Origin of the sequence: Psychrobacter sp. AOP22-C1-C5 (assembly GCF_052378885.1) — a bacterium.
Taxonomy (GTDB): Bacteria; Pseudomonadota; Gammaproteobacteria; order Pseudomonadales; family Moraxellaceae; genus Psychrobacter.
The window spans coordinates 64,511-85,519 of record NZ_JBQSYC010000012.1; the positions used below are offsets into that span (position 1 = coordinate 64,511).

Annotated in this window: 20 protein-coding genes and 1 tRNA gene; 12 read left to right on the plus strand and 9 right to left on the minus strand. The window is 42.4% G+C overall.

Annotation, left to right across the window (positions count from 1 at the left end; all coding sequences use genetic code 11):
- Positions 1-25: 25 nt before the first annotated feature.
- The 3 genes from atpB to ACT3TH_RS12640 all read right to left on the minus strand — a co-directional run bounded on the left by atpB (position 26) and on the right by ACT3TH_RS12640 (position 3,131).
- On the minus strand, positions 26-892 hold the full coding sequence (gene atpB / locus ACT3TH_RS12630) for a F0F1 ATP synthase subunit A (protein ID WP_444756181.1): 867 nt from the start codon (positions 890-892) through the stop codon (positions 26-28).
- A gap of 686 nt (positions 893-1,578) precedes the next feature.
- Positions 1,579-1,980: an ATP synthase subunit I gene (locus ACT3TH_RS12635; RefSeq protein ID WP_444756182.1), complete on the minus strand. Its 402-nt coding sequence runs from the start codon at positions 1,978-1,980 to the stop codon at positions 1,579-1,581.
- A 263-nt stretch (positions 1,981-2,243) separates the two neighbouring features.
- Positions 2,244-3,131 carry a metal ABC transporter solute-binding protein, Zn/Mn family gene (locus ACT3TH_RS12640; protein ID WP_444756183.1) on the minus strand — a complete coding sequence of 296 codons (888 nt, stop codon included), beginning with the start codon at positions 3,129-3,131 and terminating at the stop codon, positions 2,244-2,246.
- A gap of 196 nt (positions 3,132-3,327) precedes the next feature.
- Here ACT3TH_RS12640 and ACT3TH_RS12645 point away from each other — a divergent pair, with 196 nt between their 5' ends.
- The 6 genes from ACT3TH_RS12645 (at position 3,328) to gluQRS (ending at position 8,866) form a co-directional block, all read left to right on the plus strand.
- Positions 3,328-3,876 (plus strand): Fur family transcriptional regulator, encoded by a 549-nt coding sequence (locus ACT3TH_RS12645; protein ID WP_444756184.1) that lies wholly within the window; start codon positions 3,328-3,330, stop codon positions 3,874-3,876.
- A gap of 56 nt (positions 3,877-3,932) precedes the next feature.
- Entirely contained in the window at positions 3,933-4,736 is an 804-nt protein-coding gene (locus ACT3TH_RS12650) for a metal ABC transporter ATP-binding protein (protein ID WP_444756185.1), read from the plus strand.
- Positions 4,737-4,822: 86 nt separating this feature from the next.
- Complete coding sequence (locus ACT3TH_RS12655; protein ID WP_444756186.1) at positions 4,823-5,644, plus strand: metal ABC transporter permease; 822 nt, start codon at positions 4,823-4,825, stop codon at positions 5,642-5,644.
- Positions 5,645-5,908: 264 nt separating this feature from the next.
- Positions 5,909-6,745 carry a metallophosphoesterase gene (locus ACT3TH_RS12660; protein ID WP_444756187.1) on the plus strand — a complete coding sequence of 279 codons (837 nt, stop codon included), beginning with the start codon at positions 5,909-5,911 and terminating at the stop codon, positions 6,743-6,745.
- Between the two features lie 491 nt (positions 6,746-7,236).
- Positions 7,237-7,674 carry an RNA polymerase-binding protein DksA gene (gene dksA / locus ACT3TH_RS12665; protein ID WP_444756188.1) on the plus strand — a complete coding sequence of 146 codons (438 nt, stop codon included), beginning with the start codon at positions 7,237-7,239 and terminating at the stop codon, positions 7,672-7,674.
- Between the two features lie 253 nt (positions 7,675-7,927).
- Positions 7,928-8,866 carry a tRNA glutamyl-Q(34) synthetase GluQRS gene (gluQRS, locus tag ACT3TH_RS12670; RefSeq protein WP_444756189.1) on the plus strand — a complete coding sequence of 313 codons (939 nt, stop codon included), beginning with the start codon at positions 7,928-7,930 and terminating at the stop codon, positions 8,864-8,866.
- Positions 8,867-8,952: 86 nt separating this feature from the next.
- On the opposite strand, the gene ftsW is transcribed toward gluQRS, so the two are convergent.
- Together ftsW and murD are read right to left on the minus strand one after the other, a co-directional pair.
- Positions 8,953-10,077 carry a putative lipid II flippase FtsW gene (ftsW, locus tag ACT3TH_RS12675; protein ID WP_444756190.1) on the minus strand — a complete coding sequence of 375 codons (1,125 nt, stop codon included), beginning with the start codon at positions 10,075-10,077 and terminating at the stop codon, positions 8,953-8,955.
- 421 nt (positions 10,078-10,498) lie between these two features.
- Positions 10,499-11,923 (minus strand): UDP-N-acetylmuramoyl-L-alanine--D-glutamate ligase, encoded by a 1,425-nt coding sequence (murD, locus tag ACT3TH_RS12680; protein WP_444756191.1) that lies wholly within the window; start codon positions 11,921-11,923, stop codon positions 10,499-10,501.
- 674 nt (positions 11,924-12,597) lie between these two features.
- Here murD and ACT3TH_RS12685 point away from each other — a divergent pair.
- The 4 genes from ACT3TH_RS12685 (at position 12,598) to ACT3TH_RS12700 (ending at position 17,241) form a co-directional block, all read left to right on the plus strand.
- Entirely contained in the window at positions 12,598-14,097 is a 1,500-nt protein-coding gene (locus ACT3TH_RS12685; RefSeq protein ID WP_444756192.1) for a SulP family inorganic anion transporter, read from the plus strand.
- 158 nt (positions 14,098-14,255) lie between these two features.
- The gene (locus ACT3TH_RS12690; RefSeq protein WP_444756193.1) at positions 14,256-15,116 is read left to right on the plus strand and encodes a universal stress protein; all 861 of its coding nucleotides are present in this window, start codon (positions 14,256-14,258) and stop codon (positions 15,114-15,116) included.
- 448 nt (positions 15,117-15,564) lie between these two features.
- The gene (locus ACT3TH_RS12695; RefSeq protein WP_010197981.1) at positions 15,565-15,903 is read left to right on the plus strand and encodes a P-II family nitrogen regulator; all 339 of its coding nucleotides are present in this window, start codon (positions 15,565-15,567) and stop codon (positions 15,901-15,903) included.
- Between the two features lie 75 nt (positions 15,904-15,978).
- On the plus strand, positions 15,979-17,241 hold the full coding sequence (locus ACT3TH_RS12700) for an ammonium transporter (RefSeq protein WP_444756194.1): 1,263 nt from the start codon (positions 15,979-15,981) through the stop codon (positions 17,239-17,241).
- A 106-nt stretch (positions 17,242-17,347) separates the two neighbouring features.
- Here ACT3TH_RS12700 and ACT3TH_RS12705 read toward each other — a convergent pair whose 3' ends face one another.
- The 3 genes from ACT3TH_RS12705 to ACT3TH_RS12715 all read right to left on the minus strand — a co-directional run bounded on the left by ACT3TH_RS12705 (position 17,348) and on the right by ACT3TH_RS12715 (position 19,263).
- Positions 17,348-17,731, minus strand: coding sequence for a DUF2147 domain-containing protein (locus ACT3TH_RS12705; RefSeq protein WP_444756195.1), 384 nt, complete (start codon positions 17,729-17,731; stop codon positions 17,348-17,350).
- A gap of 258 nt (positions 17,732-17,989) precedes the next feature.
- Positions 17,990-18,253, minus strand: coding sequence for a hypothetical protein (locus ACT3TH_RS12710; RefSeq protein WP_444756196.1), 264 nt, complete (start codon positions 18,251-18,253; stop codon positions 17,990-17,992).
- Positions 18,254-18,369: 116 nt separating this feature from the next.
- On the minus strand, positions 18,370-19,263 hold the full coding sequence (locus ACT3TH_RS12715; protein WP_444756197.1) for a DNA/RNA non-specific endonuclease: 894 nt from the start codon (positions 19,261-19,263) through the stop codon (positions 18,370-18,372).
- 154 nt (positions 19,264-19,417) lie between these two features.
- Here ACT3TH_RS12715 and ACT3TH_RS12720 point away from each other — a divergent pair.
- Positions 19,418-19,508: transfer RNA gene (locus ACT3TH_RS12720), tRNA-Ser, on the plus strand.
- A 322-nt stretch (positions 19,509-19,830) separates the two neighbouring features.
- Here ACT3TH_RS12720 and ACT3TH_RS12725 read toward each other — a convergent pair.
- Positions 19,831-19,971, minus strand: a complete 141-nt coding sequence (locus ACT3TH_RS12725; protein ID WP_444756198.1) for a hypothetical protein — start codon at positions 19,969-19,971, stop codon at positions 19,831-19,833.
- 239 nt (positions 19,972-20,210) lie between these two features.
- Here ACT3TH_RS12725 and ACT3TH_RS12730 point away from each other — a divergent pair, with 239 nt between their 5' ends.
- Positions 20,211-20,852: a BLUF domain-containing protein gene (locus tag ACT3TH_RS12730; RefSeq protein ID WP_444756199.1), complete on the plus strand. Its 642-nt coding sequence runs from the start codon at positions 20,211-20,213 to the stop codon at positions 20,850-20,852.
- Positions 20,853-21,009: the final 157 nt, after the last annotated feature.

Genomic DNA, 21,009 nt, shown 5'->3' on the forward strand with positions numbered 1-21,009 from the left:
CCTCATTTACCTATTGAATGTCTAATTAATGTTCAGTTGATGATGCAAGCGACATGTAAACTATCGTCAGCATCATAAATACGAACGCTTGAAGTGTAATAACTAAGATGTGGAAGATAGCCCACGGTACCGATAACGCCCATTGAATCCAAAACGGCATTAGAGCAATCAGTATGAAAATTAACTCCCCAGCATACATGTTACCGAATAAACGTAAACCAAGTGAAACTGGCTTAGCAATTAGGGTAACTGCTTCTAAAATAAAGTTGATGGGGATTAAAATCGCTTGTACGATTGGGTTTTTGGCGCTAAATGGATGCAATGTTAATTCACCAACAAAGCCGCCCAAACCTTTTTCTTTAATGCTATAGAAGATAATCAGTGCAAAGACAGAAAATGACATGCCAAGCGTGATATTAGGGTCAGTCGTTGGAACAATCTTAAAGAAAACATGATGTGGATCATGGCCCATAGCAGCGCCAATTTGCCCTGCAATACCTGGAATGAAATCAACGGGTATCAAATCCATTAAATTCATCAAGAAGATCCAAACAAAAATGGTTAACGCCAATGGTGCAATCAATTTTGAAGTACCACTGTATGAATCACGAACGTTGCTATCAACAAACTCGACGATCATCTCAACCGCTGCTTGAGTTTTGCTTGGCACACCTGAAGTGACTTTTTTGGCAACCATCCAAAAGATGGCACAAAATAAAACACCAAGACCAATTGACCAAAGCATAGAATCAAGGTGGATAGCTTTAAAGCCCATCAGCCCCGCTTCTTCAGCAGTATAGGCAACTTTCCAGCCTTCGCCCGGCAGATAACCGTACGTCCAATTCGTTAAGTGGTGAGAGATATATTCTGATGATGTTTGCTCGGATGCCATAATGTAAGCTTCTTATTAATCAACGATTTAATCAACTACCAAAAATATGGTTGTCATTTGATGAGAGTGAATGCCTTATTTGCCTTATCTAGATAACATGCAAATAAATGACATTAAAACACTCATGTAACCAATAACATCCAACCCATAGTTCTATTGCCAATGCAAAATTTGATGACTTAAAATAAATTTTAGCTATCAAAAAAGGGCTTATAATGATTCAGTAATAGCCCTTGCATATGTACGCAAAATTATTATATATGTGCTTGCTTAATACCGTGTTTTCACAGTTGACGCTTAGTGCAGCGCCTATAAGCAGAATATTGAGCCGCTTATATTAATGCAGCGTAGTATTCGTGTAAAGTCAATTATGATTTTTTTGTCTACTGTATGAATAAGTTAGCTACTAATAACGTTTGCTAATATAGCGTTGCAAGCATAATCAAAACGTAAAAATCTAATTATTAATAATGAATACGTTCAATTTATCCCGTTATTACGTCATTGCATTTTGCGTTTATTTCAAACGCTCATACGGCAGTTTTTAAAATCATCGGTACTGTTTAAGAACAGTTTTTGTGCTTCGACTTTGTAAAACTAGTCATAGAGAAGCTGGACGGCAGGGTGGCCCACTTAGTGCTATTAATCAATTATCTGACTATCTGTGTAGCGATTATTTATTAACACTAGCGTACATGCCACAACATCCAACTGTGACTAATTTGCATTACCATAAAACCGATAAATAGCGCAGGCGCAGATAGGGGTTGTACGGTAATAAAAATTAGTGCGAAACCTAACACAGTCAACAGCCATTTGGCCATCTGACCCCGATATAGCTGGCTAACAATATGTTGGCGCGCGCGATAACCGGTATACCAAAAAATAAAAAAAGCAAATACTGCTTGAGTGACAAAACTAAGTAGCGCACCGATAGCGGTACTTTTCGCTATAAGAAGCTGACTACTATGAAGCCAAACTGCATCTACTGTCCAAGCAATAAGAATAAGAACAAACAATATCCATGCTTGGCGTTTGATATAGACGCCGATTTTATCTTTCTGTGTGCGTTTGGCAGGCTTGGTCATTGGTATTCCTATCGCCTTGCGGCATTGGGATAATGTAGCGTACTTAGAATGTATCTTTAAGTAGCTCACTCTTATAGGTATTACCTTTTAACCAAAATAAAACGCTACTCATTATAAGGAGCCTAATTCTTTTAAGCAAGCATAATCTAAAATTTGTCAACCATTTGGATCAATACCATAGCTAAAGTCAGGCCATACCTGTCTTTAAAGTGCCTGACGTTTGGGCATAGTAACATTTATTTGATCAACAGTTTTGTTTAATCTTATTTGCTATCAATACACTGATTGATTTGCTGCGCCATACGTGTCCATCCTTCTATAAAGTCTTGGCTGTCACTCATGTCTTCGATTTGTACATTGGTATTGACTGGTTGTAGTTTGGCAAGTAGACCTTTTGCAGCGGTGCTTTGATTGATCAAACACATCTGGTTAGCAGGACGATTTTCATTAAGCCAGCGCAGCTGACTTGCTTTTGGAGACAAATGATGGTCTGAGGTGACACTACCCGCCAGCTGTATTTGTGCGGCGTTTTCAATATATTGATACGCATCATGGTAGGCCCAGTAAGGACGAGACTTTTGTGTGCTCTGCTGTACCTGTGCTACTGTCGAGTCCATGCGTTGGGCAAATTTTTCGACATTGGCTTGATAGGTTTCTTTATATTCCGGATTGGCATGGCTATGAATGACTGCCAACGCACGGGTGATGGCTTTAGCGTTTTCAGGATCGAGCCAAATATGCGGATCAAGTGTACCTGCGATGGGCGCTCCTGTCACATCACGAAGTGGATGACGGTTAAAAGCATCGAAATCAAACAATGAAATAGCATTGGGCGCTGTCTTCAAACTGCCAGTAAGGCTGTTTTCTAATGCATCACCAAACCAAACCACAAACTTACTGTCTCTAATGGCTTTCATATCGCTTGGGCTGATACTGCCATGGTGCCCGACATCGCCAGCTTGTAGAATTTGATTGGCAGCAGGTGTGCCATCCGTCACCGCCTGACTGAGCAAAGACATGGGATGATTACTCACGCTAACAGTCGCTGCTTGAGCACTTACAGTCGAAAATCCGAATGTTACGGCAGCCATCATCAGTAGTCGTTGTAAGGTAACAAGTAAACGTGAAGGAGATTTGAAAACTGAGTTCATAGTAGATTCTTTGATGTGTGAATAGATGTGATGTGTGAATCTTTCGATGCATCCTATCTTATCGAAGATAGGAGTATCCATAGACAACTTGTCTGTTTTTCACTTTATTATGTTATACTATAACAATAAAAAATACTATGATAAAGCAAAAAGCACTATAATGAAATGAGCCATTTTATTTTTAGGAGCTTGCAATATGTCCACCAGCTTATCCATGTGCGAACATTTGCATGATGTGCAAGACTTTACGCCCCACGACATTACTGAACGCTTAGCTGCCGCCAAAGAACAATGCGGCTTGAGCGGTGCACGCTTCACTGCACTGCGTCAACAGATATACCAGCTGGTATTGGAAGCCAACAAACCTATCGGCGCATATGATTTAATCACTCAGTTACAGCAAATGCGATTGTCAGAGTCTGGTTCACAAGATCAAGAGTCGTCTCCTAAAAAGCAGACGGCGAAAAACGTGGCGCCGCCAACGGTTTATCGTAGTTTAGAGTTTTTACTGAGTGAAGGTTTGATTCACCAGCTGACTTCTATTAATGCTTATGTTCCTTGTTGTCATCCAAGAGCACAGCATACAGCAGCATTTTTGATTTGCGAGCAATGCCAGCGTGTACAAGAATGTAGTAGCTTGCCTGTGCAAGAAATGATGGGCTTTGCTGAGCAAGACATTGGTTTCGTCGTGGCACGTAGTGTCATTGAGCTGAGCGGCCTATGTCAGACGTGTCAATCAAGCTAAATCTGGCTATCGACACCCTCTATTTTATTCCTTTTTAATTAAGCCGCTGTAAACCTATGAAAGTTTCTGAATCATACTCAAGTAAACAACCAGCCTCCCCTATCGATACTAATTTTATCGACGATAGGACACAGTTGTTGAGCTTACAGAATGTGAGCTACCACATTGGGCAACAACGTTTACTCTCACATATCGATATCGATATTGCTGTCAATGAGACGGTCAGCCTTGTCGGGCCAAATGGCGCCGGTAAATCGACATTGGTTAAAATCATTTTAGGTTTGATTGATCCAACCAAGGGTAGCATCACAGCACATCAGCCATTACAACTGGGTTATGTGCCGCAGCGGTTTGCCGTACCACCCATATTGCCATTGCGAGTCAGTGACTTATTAGGTCAGGCAAATAAAAAACGGTTAACGGCCGAACAACGAGAATTTATATTTGATAATTTGTCACTGACGCATTTGCTATCGCGGCAAATGCTGCATTTGTCAGGTGGCGAAACTCAGCGAGTATTGCTCGCACGTGCATTATTAGACAAACCCAATTTATTGATTTTAGATGAGCCTATGCAAGGGCTTGACCCTGATACAGAGGTTTGGTTGTATCAATTCATTGATAAGCTTCCAGACTTTTTACGCTGCGCCATGCTGGTGGTTTCTCATGACTTGCATTGGGTAATGAGGGGCAGTCGACGGGTGATTTGTCTCAATAAGCATATTTGCTGTGAGGGGCAACCAAGCGAGCTTGCTATTAGCACAGAGTTTCAAAAACTATTCGGTCATTATTATGAGCAGCCCTACGTGCATCAGCCTCATGCTTGTATGCATCGTGCGCCAAGCGAGCTTGAACTATAAGAATCATCATTAAATCTACTAAAACTGAGCTTATTAAACAAAGAGCCAGCTTTGCGCCTTTATAAAAAATTTTACGGATATGTATTATGACTGCTTGGTTAGCCATCATTGCCCCTGCTTGGATCGCTGGCAGTATTTTAGCGCTGCTATCTGCACCCTTGGGGTGTTTGGTATTGTGGCGACGCATGGCATTTTTTGCTGATGCATTGGCACACGGTACCCTACTTGGCGTTGCTTTGGCAGTAATGTGGCAGTTACCGATGGGTATAGGTGTGGCTTTGGTCAGCGTCGTGGTCGTATTGGGACTGGTACTGATTGATGATGAGCGTTTGCCAGCTGATGCCGTACTGGCAGTCGTTGCCGTATCTTTACTTTGCTTGGGTCTGTTGACCTTGACTCAGCTGACTGATCAGCAAGCCAACGTATTGGGATTTTTGTTCGGTAATTTGCTTGAGCTTGATTGGAGCGATTTGCCACTACTTGCTGGTAGCGTACTGGTTGGATTAGGGTTACTTATTTATATATGGCCTGCACAAATCAAACTTGCTACTAATGAGGCGTTGGCTCGCATTCAAGGCATTAATCCAACACGTCAGCGGTTATTTTTTATGGGTGTGCTGGCAGGATTTTGTGCGATTGCCTTACAAGCGGTTGGCAGCTTATTAATCAGTGGTTTGTTGGTTTTGCCAGCACTCACTGCGCGCTTGTGGTCAAAATCGCCAAAACAAATGGTCATTATATCGCTGCTGATCGCACAGCTTGGTGTCACTTTAGGCGTTTGGGGTAGTATCTGGCTCGATATTCAAACGGGGCTTTCTATCGTATTGATATTAGCCATCTTATTTTTTGTCGCGCTCATTTTTTCAAAGCTGAGCAAAATGAAATTTTGGGCGGCTCGTGGTAGATAAGTCGAGAAGAAAACCGCGGTTTTCCCTCTTTTTTATACAACTTAATTTTATCAATACTGCTAGAGCTTTTACGCGCTTTATGTTATAAATTTTCCCTGATGTTATCGACACTGATACACCATTATCGTTGAAGGCTTTAATGAATATGACTTATAGTAGCCATAAACTTAGTAGCCATGAACTGTCAGTGGTGAAAAACTGATCATTGGCTATTTTTTCATTGTAGCAGCATCCATTGTTTTGATTCGATGAGGAACTCATCCAATGCCAAGCTATCCAGTCACTAAAATCAGTACCTCAGACAAACAAGTAAATATATTACAACTTACTGATTTGCATTTAACCTCACCCGTGGCTTCCATTGTTGAAAATGATGATGAAGCAACTGTTTGTCAGCATTGCTTTGAAACGGTACTCCATCAAGCATTGAATACAGACATTCGCTGCGATTTGATTCTGGTAACTGGCGATTTGGTTAGTCAAGTACAGACCACGATTTACGACCATATTTTTGAAGTGCTAGAAGCAACGGGTATTCCTTTTGCTTGCATCGCTGGCAATCACGACGTAACAGATGAAGCTGGTAGTGATTTGCCGTTTTTGCAGCGTCAATTGATTGCTCAGCCAGCCGACAAACGCTTGCTCAGCCGGCACGCGATTGATACGGATGGTTGGCAACTGCTGTTATTGGACTCGTCCATCACTGGAAAAGTGGCAGGCGAAGTCACTCCTGCCGACATTGATTGGTTGTGTGAGCGACTCAGCGCTTGTGATAAGCCTGCTTTGATCGCCCTACATCACCATGTGATACCCGTAGACTCTGCTTGGATTGACATTCATATGGCAGAAAACGCTGAAGATTTTTGGCGACATATGGCCGCATTTGATCATTTAAAAGTGATTATCAGTGGTCATATTCATCAAAATCAAGTTCGTCATCGTCAAGGAGTTACTGTCTATAGCACGCCCTCTACCTGCTACCAATTCAAACCTTTTGAAAACAATTTTTCTTACGATAAAAACGCGCGGCCCGGTTATCGTTGGTTGCAATTAGCCAACAATGGAAAGGTTGCAAGCTGGGTTGAAAGACTAGATACTTGATCCCCAGAATTATTGACAAATATATTGTGCTTAGCCCTTACGCACAGGGCTTTTGGCTAATGTCCTTTAATTTGATATGAGTGAGCCATTGAAGTAAAAATGGCGTCGATATAAAAAATCACTTCATAATTATCAGAAACAATGATACAACTTATAGAATAAAATGAGGTCTACCCAATATTGGATATTGGGCAGAATTATAATAGCTAGGATGGCTAAATCGATCACAAGCTAAGTTTTTATAGTCAGCGATTTGTAGTTTTATTGAGACAGTGCTATTTAAATAAAAATATGTATAACAATATACCTGACTATTGATACGCTGATGTAAGCACACCAAACTAATGTAGTATGAGATCAGTTGTGTTACTTGTATGACCAAGTGTTAAAACGTTTTATAAAGGGACAAATTATAGCGTTGGGAATTGATAGCGTCTTGTCTTCTGATACGTCGTTTTATTGAATTAATTTGAGAAAAGTAGGATACCCATATGAGCACCCCGACCACAAATCCGAGTGAAGTTAAGTTTACGCCTTATGTGCCAGCTGAAGACGAAGAGTATATGTCTGAAGCACAGTTAGAGCACTTTAAGGCCATTTTGTTAGACTGGAAAAACCAACTGATCGGCGAAGCAGATCGCACTAAGACATATATCCAAGACGAATCAAGTGCCATGCCGGATATCAACGATCGTGCTACTCAAGAAGAAGAGTTTGCATTGGCTTTGCGTACGCGTGACCGTGAACGTAAGCTCATCCGCAAAATCGATAAATCTATGGTAGAAATCGAAAACGATGACTATGGGTTTTGTGACACTTGTGGAGTAGAGATCGGTTTGCGCCGTCTTGAAGCCCGCCCGACAGCAACTCAGTGTATCGACTGCAAAACACTGTCTGAAATCAAAGAACGTCAAAACCAAGGCGCTTAACAAAGCGGTCAACGTAGACGACTTTTATGTCAGTACAAGCACAAGCGACCAGATTATTGGTCGCTTGTTGCGTTTTATGTGAGGGGTTTTATTCACTGTTGCCCCTTTCTCGAAAATTTGCATAACTAAGAAGTAGCTAACAAAATAAGTGTATTTAATGAATATCTTTTTGCCGCCATCTTTATTACTCTATTCGTATACTTCCTTTATCAATCGTCTTTTATTTTAAAAGCTACTTAGACTCTAGACTCTTATGCCAACTCAAACCACATCACAGCCTATTGGCCGCTTTGCACCCTCACCGACGGGTGAGCTGCATCTTGGGTCATTAACGACAGCGCTTGCCAGCTTTTGCCACATCAAATCACTAGGTGGTCGGTGGTTATTGCGTATCGAAGATACTGATACCGAACGCTGTGATCAGCAATTTACAGAGCAGATTTTGATAGATTTAGAGGCACTTGGATTGCACTGGGATGGTGATATTATTTATCAGTCTGAGCGTATTGATATTTATAATGACTACTTGTCCTCTGCCCTACGCCCACTGACTTACGGATGCCAGTGCTCGCGTAAAGACTTAGAGCAGTATTGGGAAAAAGAGAAAAAAAACAGCCCTTTTGATAGCAGCCAAGTACTGTCAGATAGAACGCGTTACCCGCGTCACTGTGTCGCGAAAGATCTTGATAGACAGCAACACAAGTTACGCATACAACTGCCAGACTACAGCATTGGTTTTAATGACGGTATTCAAGGGTTACAGTGGGACAATCCTCAGCAGACATTAGGGGATATGGTAGCTCGACGCCAAGATGGTATGATCAACTACATATTAGCAGCCAGCATTGATGATGGTTTGCAGCAGGTTACTCATATCATGCGCGGTTTGGATATTTTGCCCATGACCACCGCACAAATCAGCATCCTGCATGCCGCACGCTTACCTGCTATCGGGCATTGGTATCATTTGCCGTTGATATGCAATTCTGAGGGGCAAAAGCTCTCCAAACAAAATCTGGCACAGCCAATTGATACGCGTGACCCCAGCCAGTTAATCGCTAAGGCTTTACAGTTATTACAACAATCCGCCGTCGACAAAGATACGCCTACCAATATGCTTAAGCAAGCGATTGCTCAATGGGACAATACGCCGCTACAAGGTCAGCAGCAGTTGAACTCCTGCGACTCATAAACACGATAAAGCGACGCTATTAGCGACGCTTTAGAAGAAAGCAAAACCAAAATTAAATATTAAAGCTACTTATCATATAGACATCGCTAATAGTAACGGCACTGGCTTTTTTCTATCTCTGGGCTTTCTTTATAAATCTTTAATAATAGCGCAACCATTACTAAGCTAATTAGCATTGAAGAACCGCCGTAACTAAAGAATGGCATGGTCAGACCTTTGGTCGGTAGCGCGCCCATGTTCATTCCTGCATTGATAATGGTCTGCGCAATGAATACTACGCCAATACCAAAGGCGGTATAGCTCATACGCATTTGTCGACGTTTGAGCGCATTATAACTGATGCGCATCGCACTACCGATAATCAGTGCCTCAAGTATCAACACCATGCTCACTCCGACAAACCCTAACTCTTCGCCTGTAATCGCCAATAAGAAATCCGTGTGCGCCTCTGGTAGATGTGAGAGTTTTTGTATGCTTTCACCATAACCCACGCCTGCAAACTCGCCACGGCCAAAAGCGATCAAACTACGCGAGAGCTGATAATCGGTATCCTGAACATCATCAAACGGATCGACAAACGATAGCACACGTACCAATCGATACTGCGCCGTCGTCACCATCAACACCGCACCACCAACCGCGGCTGCGCCCAGTGCTAAAAAGTGCTTATAAGGCGCACCAGCGATATAAAATATCGCAAAAATGGTGCCTAGAATAACGACAAAGGAACCGAAATCTGGTTGTGACAATAGCAAAATAGTTATCAGTGCAACTACCAACATAATTCGCAAAAAGCCATCTAAGCCATTACGAACCTCGAAGGATCGGCGTACCACGAAGTCAGAGACGAAGACAATCATGACCAATTTGGCCAATTCTGCCACCTGAAAATTAAATACCCCGAGATTGAGCCAGCGTTTAGAACCATTAATAGGCGTACTAAATAAGGTTGCTACTAGCAATAAGCCGGTAATACCCAATAAAATAAACTGGGTTTCGGTCTTATATAAGGTTCGTAAAGACACGCCATAGTAAGGAATAGCAGCAATAATCAGACCAATTGCCATGTACAGCAGCTGGTTTTCAAAAAAGTACAGCTCTGTCATACCCCGGCTGAGTGCAAAAGGAATGGATGCAGAAGCCACCATCAATAAACTGAGCACCAGCATACAGCCGACGCTTGATAGCAAAATTGCGCGAGCTGACGGCATAGAAAGAACACCGTCTGAACCAGAGGATTGTGTTGACTGAGATGAGGAACGAAACAAAGAAGAGAGCGCCATAATTTTATATACACTAACGAACGAAAAACACGGCGTCTATTAAACGCCACCGTTTGAAAAATAGAAAATAAATCGGATCAGATACTTAGTAATATCTGATCCTGACAGAGGAGAAGTGCCTTATTAAACACCTACCTTTTGTCCGATACAGCTGTAATACTGCGTCGATAATCGAAAATACTCCGTCGATAGTCAAACAAACAGTATGGCATATCGTCTGATAAATCAGTCATGCTTGACAGTAGCAGCAATCTATAAGCAAAACAATCATTTATAAAGAAAATGCTGCTTCACATTCAAACCTGTTGAAATATGACTGTTTTATGCCATTAAAATATTTAAGTCGTGATCATACTGCTTGAGCAGGCAAACTTAATTGACCAACCAACTGACTGAAATGTTCGCCGCGAGCCACGTAGCCACTATATTGATCGAAGCTGGCACAGGCAGGTGACAATAGCACCGCTTGCACTTGTGACAGGCTACTTTTCGTCACCTGTTGAATGGTCATAAAAGCGTTTTCTAACGTCTGGCATTGATGCAGTGTGACGTCGTCGCTGATCTTTGCGGCACGTAGATGTTGCGCAATTTGCTGGGCATCTTCGCCAATAAACAGCACCTGACTGACATATCGGTTGATAAAAGGTGCTAATTCGCCAAATTGTTGACCCTTACCTTGTCCGCCTAATATCAATAGTAGCTTGCCGTCTTTTGGGGCATAGACTTCGCCTAACCCTTGGATGGCCGCCATGGTTGAGCCGATATTGGTGCCTTTTGAGTCATTGAAATAGTCAATATCAGCAACTTTTGCCACATATTGGCACCGATGCTCAAGTCCTGTGAACTGCTGCAAGGTACGTATCATACTGTCCAGTGGCAAACCAGCAAGCTCGCCTAACGCTAATGCTGCTTGGGCATTGAGCAGATTATGACGACCTTTAATCAACAGTTTATCTGCCGATAGTAGTTTTTCTGTACCACGCGCCAGATGAATTTGACCTTCAGAATCAGTGATGAGGCCGTATTGATCTTTGTCTGGAGCCTGAATGCTTGTACTTATTCGAGGCAGATTGTCCGCAACCAGCGGGCGAGTCAGCGCGTCTTCACGGTTGATGACCACGGACTTGGCACCTTGAAAGATACGATGCTTGGCTTGATGATAACCCAGCATATCGCCGTGACGGTCTAGATGATCAGGCGACATATTGAGAACCGTGGCAACCTGCGCGCCCAAATTGGTCACGGTTTCAAGCTGAAAGCTGGACAGCTCAAGCACGGCCAATTCCATATCGGTATTATCAAGTAGCGTCAAAGCTGGCACGCCTATATTACCGCCAACGCCGACATTAATACCCGCATCCGCGGCCATCTGTCCAACCAAGGTAGTGACGGTGCTTTTTGCATTCGAGCCAGTAATAGCCACTATTGGCACTGTACAAGCTTCACAAAATAGTTGAATGTCGCTGACCACTGGAATGTTGGCTTGCCGTGCAGCAGCAACAGCTTCGGTGTTCAGTGAGATACCCGGACTGATAATAATACGGGCCGCTTGTTGCAATAACTCTGCGTCAATGGCACCAAATTGGCGAATCGCTATTTCGACTGGCAATTGATTGGCTAAGCTTGGGGTTGCCTGAGCATCAGTGACAGCTACTTGATAACCTTGATTGGCCAGATAGCGTGCGACCGATAACCCAGACTGTCCCAAACCGACCACGACTTGTAGACCACTGCCTTTATGAAGTAAAACGTCTGTTGCAGTATTGGTGGTCATATCTATTCCTTCTGTTGAACGAGCAAAATGGCATCAAACAAACCGACTGTGGCAGGCAGCAAAATAATGCCGTTAAGATGAGAGGCATCATAACGGTATCGCTCAGATTTCGGTACTGATTTTTTATGACTTTATGCTATGATGCGCCTGTTTTTATATTGATACGCTAGTGCTATAATAGCTGCCCTAATCTGTACGTGATTGGGAATTTACCCAAGCATTTCAGTTTACCATGTTGTCACCGTTGGCGCGCTATTGTTACTGCCTTCTAGCAACGATTCTTGTTGTGATCATGGTATGTCAAACTGTCGCTTGTATTTGACAAATTGTTTATCACCCTCTACCGCAGCACCTCATTGCTGACGCTAATAAGTTATTGTAGGTGCCATATTCAAACACCTTACTTTAAGTACCCTATTTTAAATCACACTTTTTAGGCACTCTCACAGCATTTATCATCGTATGGATGGTGGTTGAGCATATGTGTGATATGAGTACATAAATCAATAAACAAACTTATTATTAAGCTTTAATAATTCAATGCCGCAACATGACCCAGCGCCTGTTGTCGCAAAAGAAAAACGAGTCACTATGCGCTCTTAGCGTAGTGACGCGATCATTTTATTAATGAGCAATGCTTACTTCTATTGCCTCTAACCCTATACAGTTTACTTATGATATCTTTTATTGATAACTTGCGTGACGAGTGGTTTTCCAATGTTCGCGGTGACGTTTTATCAGGTTTGGTCGTCGCCCTAGCCTTGATTCCTGAAGCCATTGCCTTTTCTATTATCGCAGGGGTTGATCCAAAGGTTGGGCTATATGCCTCGTTTTGTATCGCTGTGGTCATTAGTTTTGTCGGTGGTCGTCCTGGTATGATTTCGGCCGCAACAGGGGCGATGGCGCTAGTAATGGTCGATTTGGTGGCCGAGCACGGCTTACAGTATTTGCTGGCGGCTACTTTATTATGCGGCGCGTTTCAGATTGTGATGGGTATCTTAAAGCTTGGTAATTTGATGCGTTTTGTCTCTCGCTCAGTAGTTATTGGCTTTGTTAATGCGCTGGCGATACTGATATTTGTCGCCCAATTGCCAGAGCTTAACCCCATGACCGAGCGCGTCGGCACGACGGTTTATGTTATGACAGCTGCTGGCTTGGCGATTATTTATCTGTTTCCGCTTATCCCCAAAATCGGCCGCGTGATTCCCTCTCCTCTTATCTGTATCGTTGGGTTGACCGCTGTTGCGATGTATATGAATCTCGATATTCGTAATGTCGGTAGCATGGGCGATTTACCAGATTCGCTACCTATGTTTTTGCTGCCAGATATTCCTTTAAACCTTAATACATTGTTGATCATCGCGCCTTACTCTATCGCGCTTGCCATCGTTGGTTTATTGGAATCTATGATGACGGCGACAATCGTTGATGAATTAACAGACACGCCCAGTGATAAAAATCGCGAATGTCGTGGTCAAGGTATCGCTAACGTGGTGTCAGGATTTTTCGGCGGTATGGCAGGTTGTGCCATGATTGGTCAGTCAATGATTAATGTCAAATCTGGCGGACGGACACGCTTGTCTACTTTGATAGCAGGGGTTGTACTGCTGATTATGGTCGTGTTTTTGAGCGAGTGGGTCAGCCAAATTCCGATGGCAGCGCTGGTTGCGGTGATGATTATGGTGTCAATTGGTACGTTTAACTGGCAGTCCATTCGCGAGTTTAAAACGCACCCTATGTCGTTTAATATTGTGATGTTAGCGACCGTCTTGACTACCGTTTTTACGCACAATTTAGCATATGGCGTGGGCGTGGGCGTTCTGCTTTCAGCATTGGCGTTTGCTAATAAGATCGGTCAGTTTTTGAGTATATTTAGTGAGTATGATGACACTAGTAATACCCGCTACTACTACGTGCAAGGGCAAGTTTTCTTTGCTTCTACGACGCAGTTTTTGGGCAGTTTTGATACCAAAGAAGCGTTGGATAGCGTCCAAATTGATGTCAGCCAGGCGCACTTTTGGGATGTCAGCGCTGTTGATGCACTGGATAAGCTGGTCATGCGCTTGCAACGCGAAGGCATCGATGTCAAAGTGGTGGGACTCAACAATGCAAGCCGAACCTTAATTGATCGCTTCTCTGTGCATGATCGCCGAGACATTGGTTTGCTAGATTAAACAAAGTGGCGTCTACTGACTGGTCAAACGTTGATTGATCAATCATAAACAAATAGTTGAATAGACAGTTGAATTAGTACGAAGAAGTGGGTACGGGTGTTCTCTCCCATCTTCGAGCCAAACAGCTGTATTTTTATTATTGAACGATGGGTAGTCTTATGAGTAATTTAAAACCAAATAGTGTGATTGCATGCTTGGACTGCCCCGATCATGTGCAAGCGGTATTGGAGGCAAGCATATGGGCATCTACTCGTCTGCAAGCGCCTGTAGGGTTGCTACATTCTGTGCCCACATTGCAGCAAAAAGCAGCGGTGAACTATTCTGGTTGTCTAAATATCGATGATGAGAATACATTACTTGAGCAATTTACTACCAAAGAGCATTTGAATAATTGTGAGCTAAAAGCGCAAGGTAAGCTGTTGCTACATCAAGCCACCACATATTGCGAACAGCATCATCACAAGCTGAAGACTTATACCTTGCATCGGCATGGCAATCTTAGTGAAAGTATTGATTATGTCGATGACGAAGCACAGTTGATCATCATAGGTCATAACGTTACCTGCAAATCTACATTGAGTCAGCTAATTAGAGTTAGCCATTGCCCCATTTTGGTGACTCATGCACCATTTTTGCCCCCTACCACAGCTTTATTTGCCTTTGATAATAGCCCCACTTCTCATAAATTACTCAATTGGCTATGCAAAACGTCTCTTGTCCGAGCCTTGACTGTTCATATTGTCATGGTAGGTAAAGAGAACTCAGAAAACTGCGACGCTCTACGCGAGGCTTATGCACGGCTCAGACAAGCTGGTATCAAGTCTAAAAAAGCATTGCTCGATTGCCGTGACGTTGCCGCTGCCCTAAATTATTATCAAAAAGAAAATAACATCGGTTTGCTGATGACTGGCGCCTTTGGTCAATCTCGTTTGCGTGGACTGCTAAAGGGTAGTGATACTAAAAAGCTGCTACACAGTACTCAAACTCCTTATTTGCTTTTACCAAAAGCGTACGCCTAGCCTTATACGTCAACCCTCTCTATCTAAGCGCCGAGCCTAATTATCCACATTGGGCTCCAACCCTTATTATTGTCTTCTTTGTCCTTCCTCACTGCTACTTCATCAAACGCTCATCACAGTTTGTCAAATTAGGTTAGCAAAACATCACATGAAATAAGGGGATAGCCTCCCCAAGCACTTAAAAAGTTGGTTATAATAAAGTTTTCGTTGGCTCACGCTAAAGGTTGATTGACGTCAGCTATGCTTATAAAAACGGCATTTGCCGTTATAGCTTAGTCAGTATTTTTGTCACTACTGCGGTCATTTTTGAGCAAATAAACCCAATCTTACCTAACCCCCTTGAGTAAATTGGCACAGTTCTTGAATGACTGATAGTAAGCATGGCAGCGATACGATGCACCACAACGCTTCTATCAACCTGCGGCATCACACAAATAAGGAATTTTTTATGAAGCTAATCACTGCGATCTTAAAACCGTTTAAGCTCGATGATGTACGTGAAGCGCTTTCTGACATCGGTGTAAAAGGTGTCACTGTTACTGAAGTCAAAGGTTTCGGTCGCCAAAAAGGTCACACAGAGCTTTATCGTGGCGCAGAGTACGTAGTGGACTTTTTACCTAAAGTAAAAGTCGAAGTGGCTGTTATTGATGAGATGGTAGAACCTGCTATCGAAGCCATTACTCGCATTGCTAGCACAGGTAAGATTGGTGACGGCAAAATCTTCGTTACCGCGCTTGAGCAAGTCATTCGTATACGTACAGGTGAGACAGGTCCTGACGCTATCTAAAGCGCAAGATCAATATAGACACAAAATAACAGTCATACCGATAGCTGTATTGCATCAATTCAAGGGGGAATTAATATGCAAAACCAAATCTTCGAGCTTCAGTACGCACTTGATACATTTTATTTTTTAATGTGTGGGGCGTTAGTCATGTGGATGGCCGCAGGCTTCACCATGTTAGAAGCTGGTCTAGTCCGTTCAAAAAACACCGTTGAGATCTTAACCAAAAACGTCGCCCTCTTTGCTACCGCATGTACCATGTATATGATCTGCGGCTATGCCATCATGTATGGTGGTGATTTGTTCTTGAGTGGTATTGCAGGCGGTGAATCAGTAGTAGAAGATGCGTTGGCGGCTTCAGCCGAAAATGGCTTTGGCGGTGATGCTGTTTATTCTGCTGCGTCTGATTTTTTCTTCCAAGTTGTGTTTGTCGCGACCTGTATGTCCATCGTGTCGGGCGCCGTGGCTGAGCGTATGAAGCTTTGGTCGTTTTTAATATTTGCTGTCGTGATGACTGGATTGATTTATCCATTAGAAGGTAGCTGGACTTGGGGCGGTAAAGACGTTCTTGGCTTATTCAATTTAGGCGATTTGGGCTTCTCTGATTTTGCAGGTTCCGGTATCGTACATATGGCAGGAGCAGCTGCCGCATTGGCAGGGGTATTGCTACTAGGCGCCCGTAAAGGCAAATATGGCCCTAATGGCGAAATACGTGCTATTCAAGGGGCGAATCTGCCATTGGCAGCGCTTGGCACGCTTATATTGTGGATGGGTTGGTTTGGCTTTAATGGCGGCTCAGTGCTGAAACTGGGAGATATTGCTAGTGCCAACTCAGTGGCGATAGTCTTTTTGAATACCAATGCAGCTGCCGCAGGTGGTGCTATTGGCGCACTCTTACTGGCTCGCATAATTTTTGGCAAGGCTGATTTAACAATGCTCCTAAATGGTGCACTCGCAGGATTGGTTGCTATCACGGCAGAACCCTCTACACCATCCGCTTTACAAGCCACTCTTTTTGGTTTGGCTGCTGGTGTGATCGTAGTGCTATCTATTTTGGCATTGGATAAAATAAAAATAGATGATCCAGTTGGGGCTATTTCAGTTCATGGCGTTGTCGGTCTATTTGGTTTACTTATCGTACCAATCACCAATCCAGAAGTGACGCTACTGGGACAAGTGGCTGGTGCCGCTACTATTTTTGTTTGGGTATTCGTTGCAAGCCTAATCGTTTGGTCAATCATTAAAGCCGTTCTTGGTTTACGTATCTCTGAAGAAGATGAGTATGAAGGTGCAGATATAGCCGAGTGTGGTATGGAAGCATACCCAGAGTTCGTCAGATAAAGACGTTAGGTTCTAATTAGCATTGATGCAATAAAAATCCCGCAAAACCAAAAGGCTTTGCGGGATTTTTTATGATTATCAAACTTATTAAAAATATACGACTGGTTTATTTCTTTTTCCACTGCTGGCTACGTGAGAATGGACCGATGTATCCTTTAATGTTCAGTGTGTTACCACTTAAGTTTGCCGTCATACGGTAGTCTTTGGCTTTTTCAGGATCGGTAATTGTGCCACCGCTATACTTGCCACCACCATCAGATTTCAAACCTTTAATAATGGTTTTACCAACGTGCTTTTTACCTGTGGCAGAGTTAGTGGCGATTAGTGTGCCGGTTAAAACCCCATTTGATTCAGTGATTTTTACCGTACCCTTTGGCTTGCCTTCATCAAATGTCTGCCAAGTCGTATTGGCTAATGGATCAGCGGCGAATGCCATGCTGGCTACACTGATACCGACAACTGCTAATGTGGCTTTTGTAAATAGTTTCATAGATAGACTCCCTTCATACAATGATTACTCGAAACATTATGTTTCTGATGTTCTATGCTTATCCTTTGCTAGCATCTTTTATTGTAAGTATCACGATCTTATACGCTATAAAAGCCAATTTTCGTGAGTGCTTATAAACTTTTTTAAAGACTTAAGCGACATAAGCGATGTCTTAATTCATTATAAGCAATTTTCAGCGTTTGCCTAGTAATATTTTTGCACTTTAAGATTTTGATAAAACAAAACCATATCAAAGACTTACAGAAAGGGATTGTCGATATTTTTACCCGATTGGTCATCTTTTTCTTTTGACTTGCTATCAGTGTTCCTATAGAGATGCGGCTTTTCAAATGCTTGCACGATTTTGGTCATCAATTGCTGGAGCTGCTGCGCTTGTTGATAACCTGCTGTATCTAAAGTCAGCTCAATATCACCATACATAATGATTTTATCTTCTTGATTTTCAATCACAAGCTCACCTATCTGCATGCTTTGGTGATTGTTGGCAAATGGTTCAATCATCTGATCATCCTTTTTATTGACAGTCTCTTACTGATGGCGTTTTATTAATAATATCTTATGTGATTCGTTGACTTGGCGTACTGCTGACTTTATGCCGACATTAATTTATCAGCGATTTATGCTTTTAGTTGTGTCAATATCCACTCAATGATGGCCCAAACAAGTAGCAGCCAATCAGGCTCTTTTGCTTCCGCATTGGGAGTGTCTGTATTTTCTCCCGCTTTTAATGGCAAATCAAAAGCTTGGGTTTTGGTTTTACTATCTAACCCAGGTAAGACATCAATACCAATCTTGCCTGCCAATTCATCCACACTGATGACTTCTATGCGCTCTGACTCATCGTTAGGAGCGTAATAAACCCCTGCTTGATTAATTGCTGGGATATAGACGGCTTTGAAAAAATGACTGGGTACAAGCACTCGATTTGCCAGTTGTTTGGTTTTTTTGTCCGTGAACGCCACGCCCGTCACAGCGTAAACGTCACCATATTGCTGGGTTAAATAGCGAGTCGCTGATTCGATATTGCGCCAAATATAACGATTGTTGCGTGGTGATTGTGGAGCAATATTGGCCAAGCTAAAGCTGTCATATTGCTGGCTGCGCGTTGCCATATCGCCATTGGGTGATAAATGACCACGATCATAACCAGAGCCTGAATAGTCAGACAAAGAGGCACGCATGGATTTCGGTAATCTGCTCTCTTCATGAAAGCTATCTTCACGGTCTATCTGTTTGGCCTGCTCCAAGCGCGCACGATTCAGATATTCTGCCGACCATAGCGGTGTGCGCGACACGCCAGAGTACATCACCGCAAAACCATCCATGCATAGCGCTTGCGTATTATTATTTAACTTAGTATTGATAAATTCGGGGTAGATTCCGCCATAAAAAGACTGACTACATTGGCTAAAGTCGTCAGCCTGCGCTGGAGTCATACTGATGACCACGGCCGTTACAGTCATGATGACGCTATTTTTAACACTGTGTTTGAATCTATCAGAAATTGTCATTCAGCTCTCAACCATCTATCTATGTATGTATGTCGTTACGTTCATACAGGTCATTACGTATACGCTATCCTAGCAGGCGTCTGCAAATAAAGAAAGATGGCCCGCAAGTCGTGACATTCTAAATGGTATCCGCTATACTAACCCGTCTCAAAACGGTGAAGTGGGTGAGTGGCTGAAACCGCACGCCTGGAAAGTGTGTATACGTTAATCGCGTATCGAGGGTTCGAATCCCTCCTTCACCGCCAATCTTATCAGATTAACAATGCTTCCTAGTTTTCGTATCTTGTCCTAAACGCTCCTATACACCTCTTGAATTTTTCAATAGTATGACTTTCAGTCCATACTAATTATCTAATGATGTCCAAAACACCTCTAATAAATCTTAGGTATCTCAAAAGTGTGATTAGTTTAATACGCATTTGTACTTTAAAACGATCAATACCATTGTCTTAAAAATTTCAAAATGTCGCTCTTCCTCACTCATGCAAGTACAACTCTACCATCTAACCAAATCAGCGCCTTGGAGAAAAAAGCCATGGTAAATGACTTACCTTTACCTGCGGTATGCTAAAGCACACCGCCTTCACGGCTACCCTTTTCATCAAAAGTACTAATACATTCAGTCAGTGCCTTGATGCCAAAGACTTGCTGATAACGGTCAACAATTTTGCCTACTCTTTTATCAAGCAAGGCAAATAGCCGCGTCATTTCAAGCAAACGTGCAGGCTGCAAAAAACTGATGGTAAGGCGGTTTTAGTAGGTCACCGCTCGTGACCTACTGCATTAACGCATCAGTGGTTTTCAGGAGTTATGGCGCTGACTGTATTCCAATATATCCAAATTTGGATGTCTCATGATATTTCTCATACGCTAGGGCTAAATAAATATCTACAAATATTTTATAATACCAATCATAATATCCATGAAAACAAGAAATAATATTGAATATGCATACCAATATGAACATATACAGTCACGACAAACTAGAAGAATCTATGAGTGATACCCCTGCAAACGCTCTCATAAGATTGATATATATTAGTGGTATCAATACCGCTGATAACTCTGTGTTTACGCATATACAGCGTCATTCAGAATCTTTTAATAAAGATAACAAAATCGTGGGGTTTTTGTGCAACAACAATGAGAGCTTTTTACAATGTCTAGAAGGCACAAAGGATGTTGTGTCTTCCCTGATGCAAAGAATCTTCAAAGATAAAAACCATAAGGATGTAGATGTCGTTTTTTCTAAAAAGATAAGCGGTTATAGCTTTACAGATTGGCGTATGCACAGTATTAATCTCAATGATAATAACTGGGAAAAATTCTCAAATCATACTCAGCTAACTGATATTTCTCCATTTAAACCACAGCACTGGCCGCATTGGTTCGTCGATCATTTTATTGAGTCCGTAAAAACCATTGATTACTCTAATCTAAATAAAGAGCTGATTACCTTTGATAAGCTAGGATATTCCGATGTCCAAAAGACGTTGGTCAGTAATAATGTTTTGTTCTATATCTTTTTGAGTGTGCTAATCAGTTCTGCTGTAGCAATTTTGCTGTTTAGATATAATGTCATTGCTTGATATTAAAGCATGTCCTCATTCTGAACGAGAGCGCCTAAAAGGATTAGATATAGGTGCGTCATAGGGTAATGTTAAGGCAGGGAGCTTTATGCTAAATTCTTCTGTGAAGTTGATGCTGGGATTCGTCATATCTGTCTAGTTTAGACATAGCGTGGGT

What these genes read in the sequence shown, in the direction of transcription:
- ACT3TH_RS12730 (WP_444756199.1), top strand. Translation starts at nt 20,211, where the DNA reads ATGCATACCAATATGAACATATACAGTCACGACAAACTAGAAGAATCT.
- ACT3TH_RS12640 (WP_444756183.1), bottom strand. Translation starts at nt 3,131, where the DNA reads ATGAACTCAGTTTTCAAATCTCCTTCACGTTTACTTGTTACCTTACAA.
- ACT3TH_RS12700 (WP_444756194.1), top strand. Translation starts at nt 15,979, where the DNA reads ATGCAAAACCAAATCTTCGAGCTTCAGTACGCACTTGATACATTTTAT.
- ACT3TH_RS12685 (WP_444756192.1), top strand. Translation starts at nt 12,598, where the DNA reads ATGATATCTTTTATTGATAACTTGCGTGACGAGTGGTTTTCCAATGTT.
- dksA (WP_444756188.1), top strand. Translation starts at nt 7,237, where the DNA reads ATGAGCACCCCGACCACAAATCCGAGTGAAGTTAAGTTTACGCCTTAT.
- gluQRS (WP_444756189.1), top strand. Translation starts at nt 7,928, where the DNA reads ATGCCAACTCAAACCACATCACAGCCTATTGGCCGCTTTGCACCCTCA.
- ACT3TH_RS12660 (WP_444756187.1), top strand. Translation starts at nt 5,909, where the DNA reads ATGCCAAGCTATCCAGTCACTAAAATCAGTACCTCAGACAAACAAGTA.
- ACT3TH_RS12655 (WP_444756186.1), top strand. Translation starts at nt 4,823, where the DNA reads ATGACTGCTTGGTTAGCCATCATTGCCCCTGCTTGGATCGCTGGCAGT.
- ACT3TH_RS12650 (WP_444756185.1), top strand. Translation starts at nt 3,933, where the DNA reads ATGAAAGTTTCTGAATCATACTCAAGTAAACAACCAGCCTCCCCTATC.
- ACT3TH_RS12710 (WP_444756196.1), bottom strand. Translation starts at nt 18,253, where the DNA reads ATGATTGAACCATTTGCCAACAATCACCAAAGCATGCAGATAGGTGAG.
- ACT3TH_RS12695 (WP_010197981.1), top strand. Translation starts at nt 15,565, where the DNA reads ATGAAGCTAATCACTGCGATCTTAAAACCGTTTAAGCTCGATGATGTA.
- ACT3TH_RS12690 (WP_444756193.1), top strand. Translation starts at nt 14,256, where the DNA reads ATGAGTAATTTAAAACCAAATAGTGTGATTGCATGCTTGGACTGCCCC.
- ACT3TH_RS12705 (WP_444756195.1), bottom strand. Translation starts at nt 17,731, where the DNA reads ATGAAACTATTTACAAAAGCCACATTAGCAGTTGTCGGTATCAGTGTA.
- ACT3TH_RS12715 (WP_444756197.1), bottom strand. Translation starts at nt 19,263, where the DNA reads ATGACAATTTCTGATAGATTCAAACACAGTGTTAAAAATAGCGTCATC.
- ACT3TH_RS12635 (WP_444756182.1), bottom strand. Translation starts at nt 1,980, where the DNA reads ATGACCAAGCCTGCCAAACGCACACAGAAAGATAAAATCGGCGTCTAT.
- atpB (WP_444756181.1), bottom strand. Translation starts at nt 892, where the DNA reads ATGGCATCCGAGCAAACATCATCAGAATATATCTCTCACCACTTAACG.
- murD (WP_444756191.1), bottom strand. Translation starts at nt 11,923, where the DNA reads ATGACCACCAATACTGCAACAGACGTTTTACTTCATAAAGGCAGTGGT.
- ACT3TH_RS12725 (WP_444756198.1), bottom strand. Translation starts at nt 19,971, where the DNA reads ATGACGCGGCTATTTGCCTTGCTTGATAAAAGAGTAGGCAAAATTGTT.
- ACT3TH_RS12645 (WP_444756184.1), top strand. Translation starts at nt 3,328, where the DNA reads ATGTCCACCAGCTTATCCATGTGCGAACATTTGCATGATGTGCAAGAC.
- ftsW (WP_444756190.1), bottom strand. Translation starts at nt 10,077, where the DNA reads ATGCCGTCAGCTCGCGCAATTTTGCTATCAAGCGTCGGCTGTATGCTG.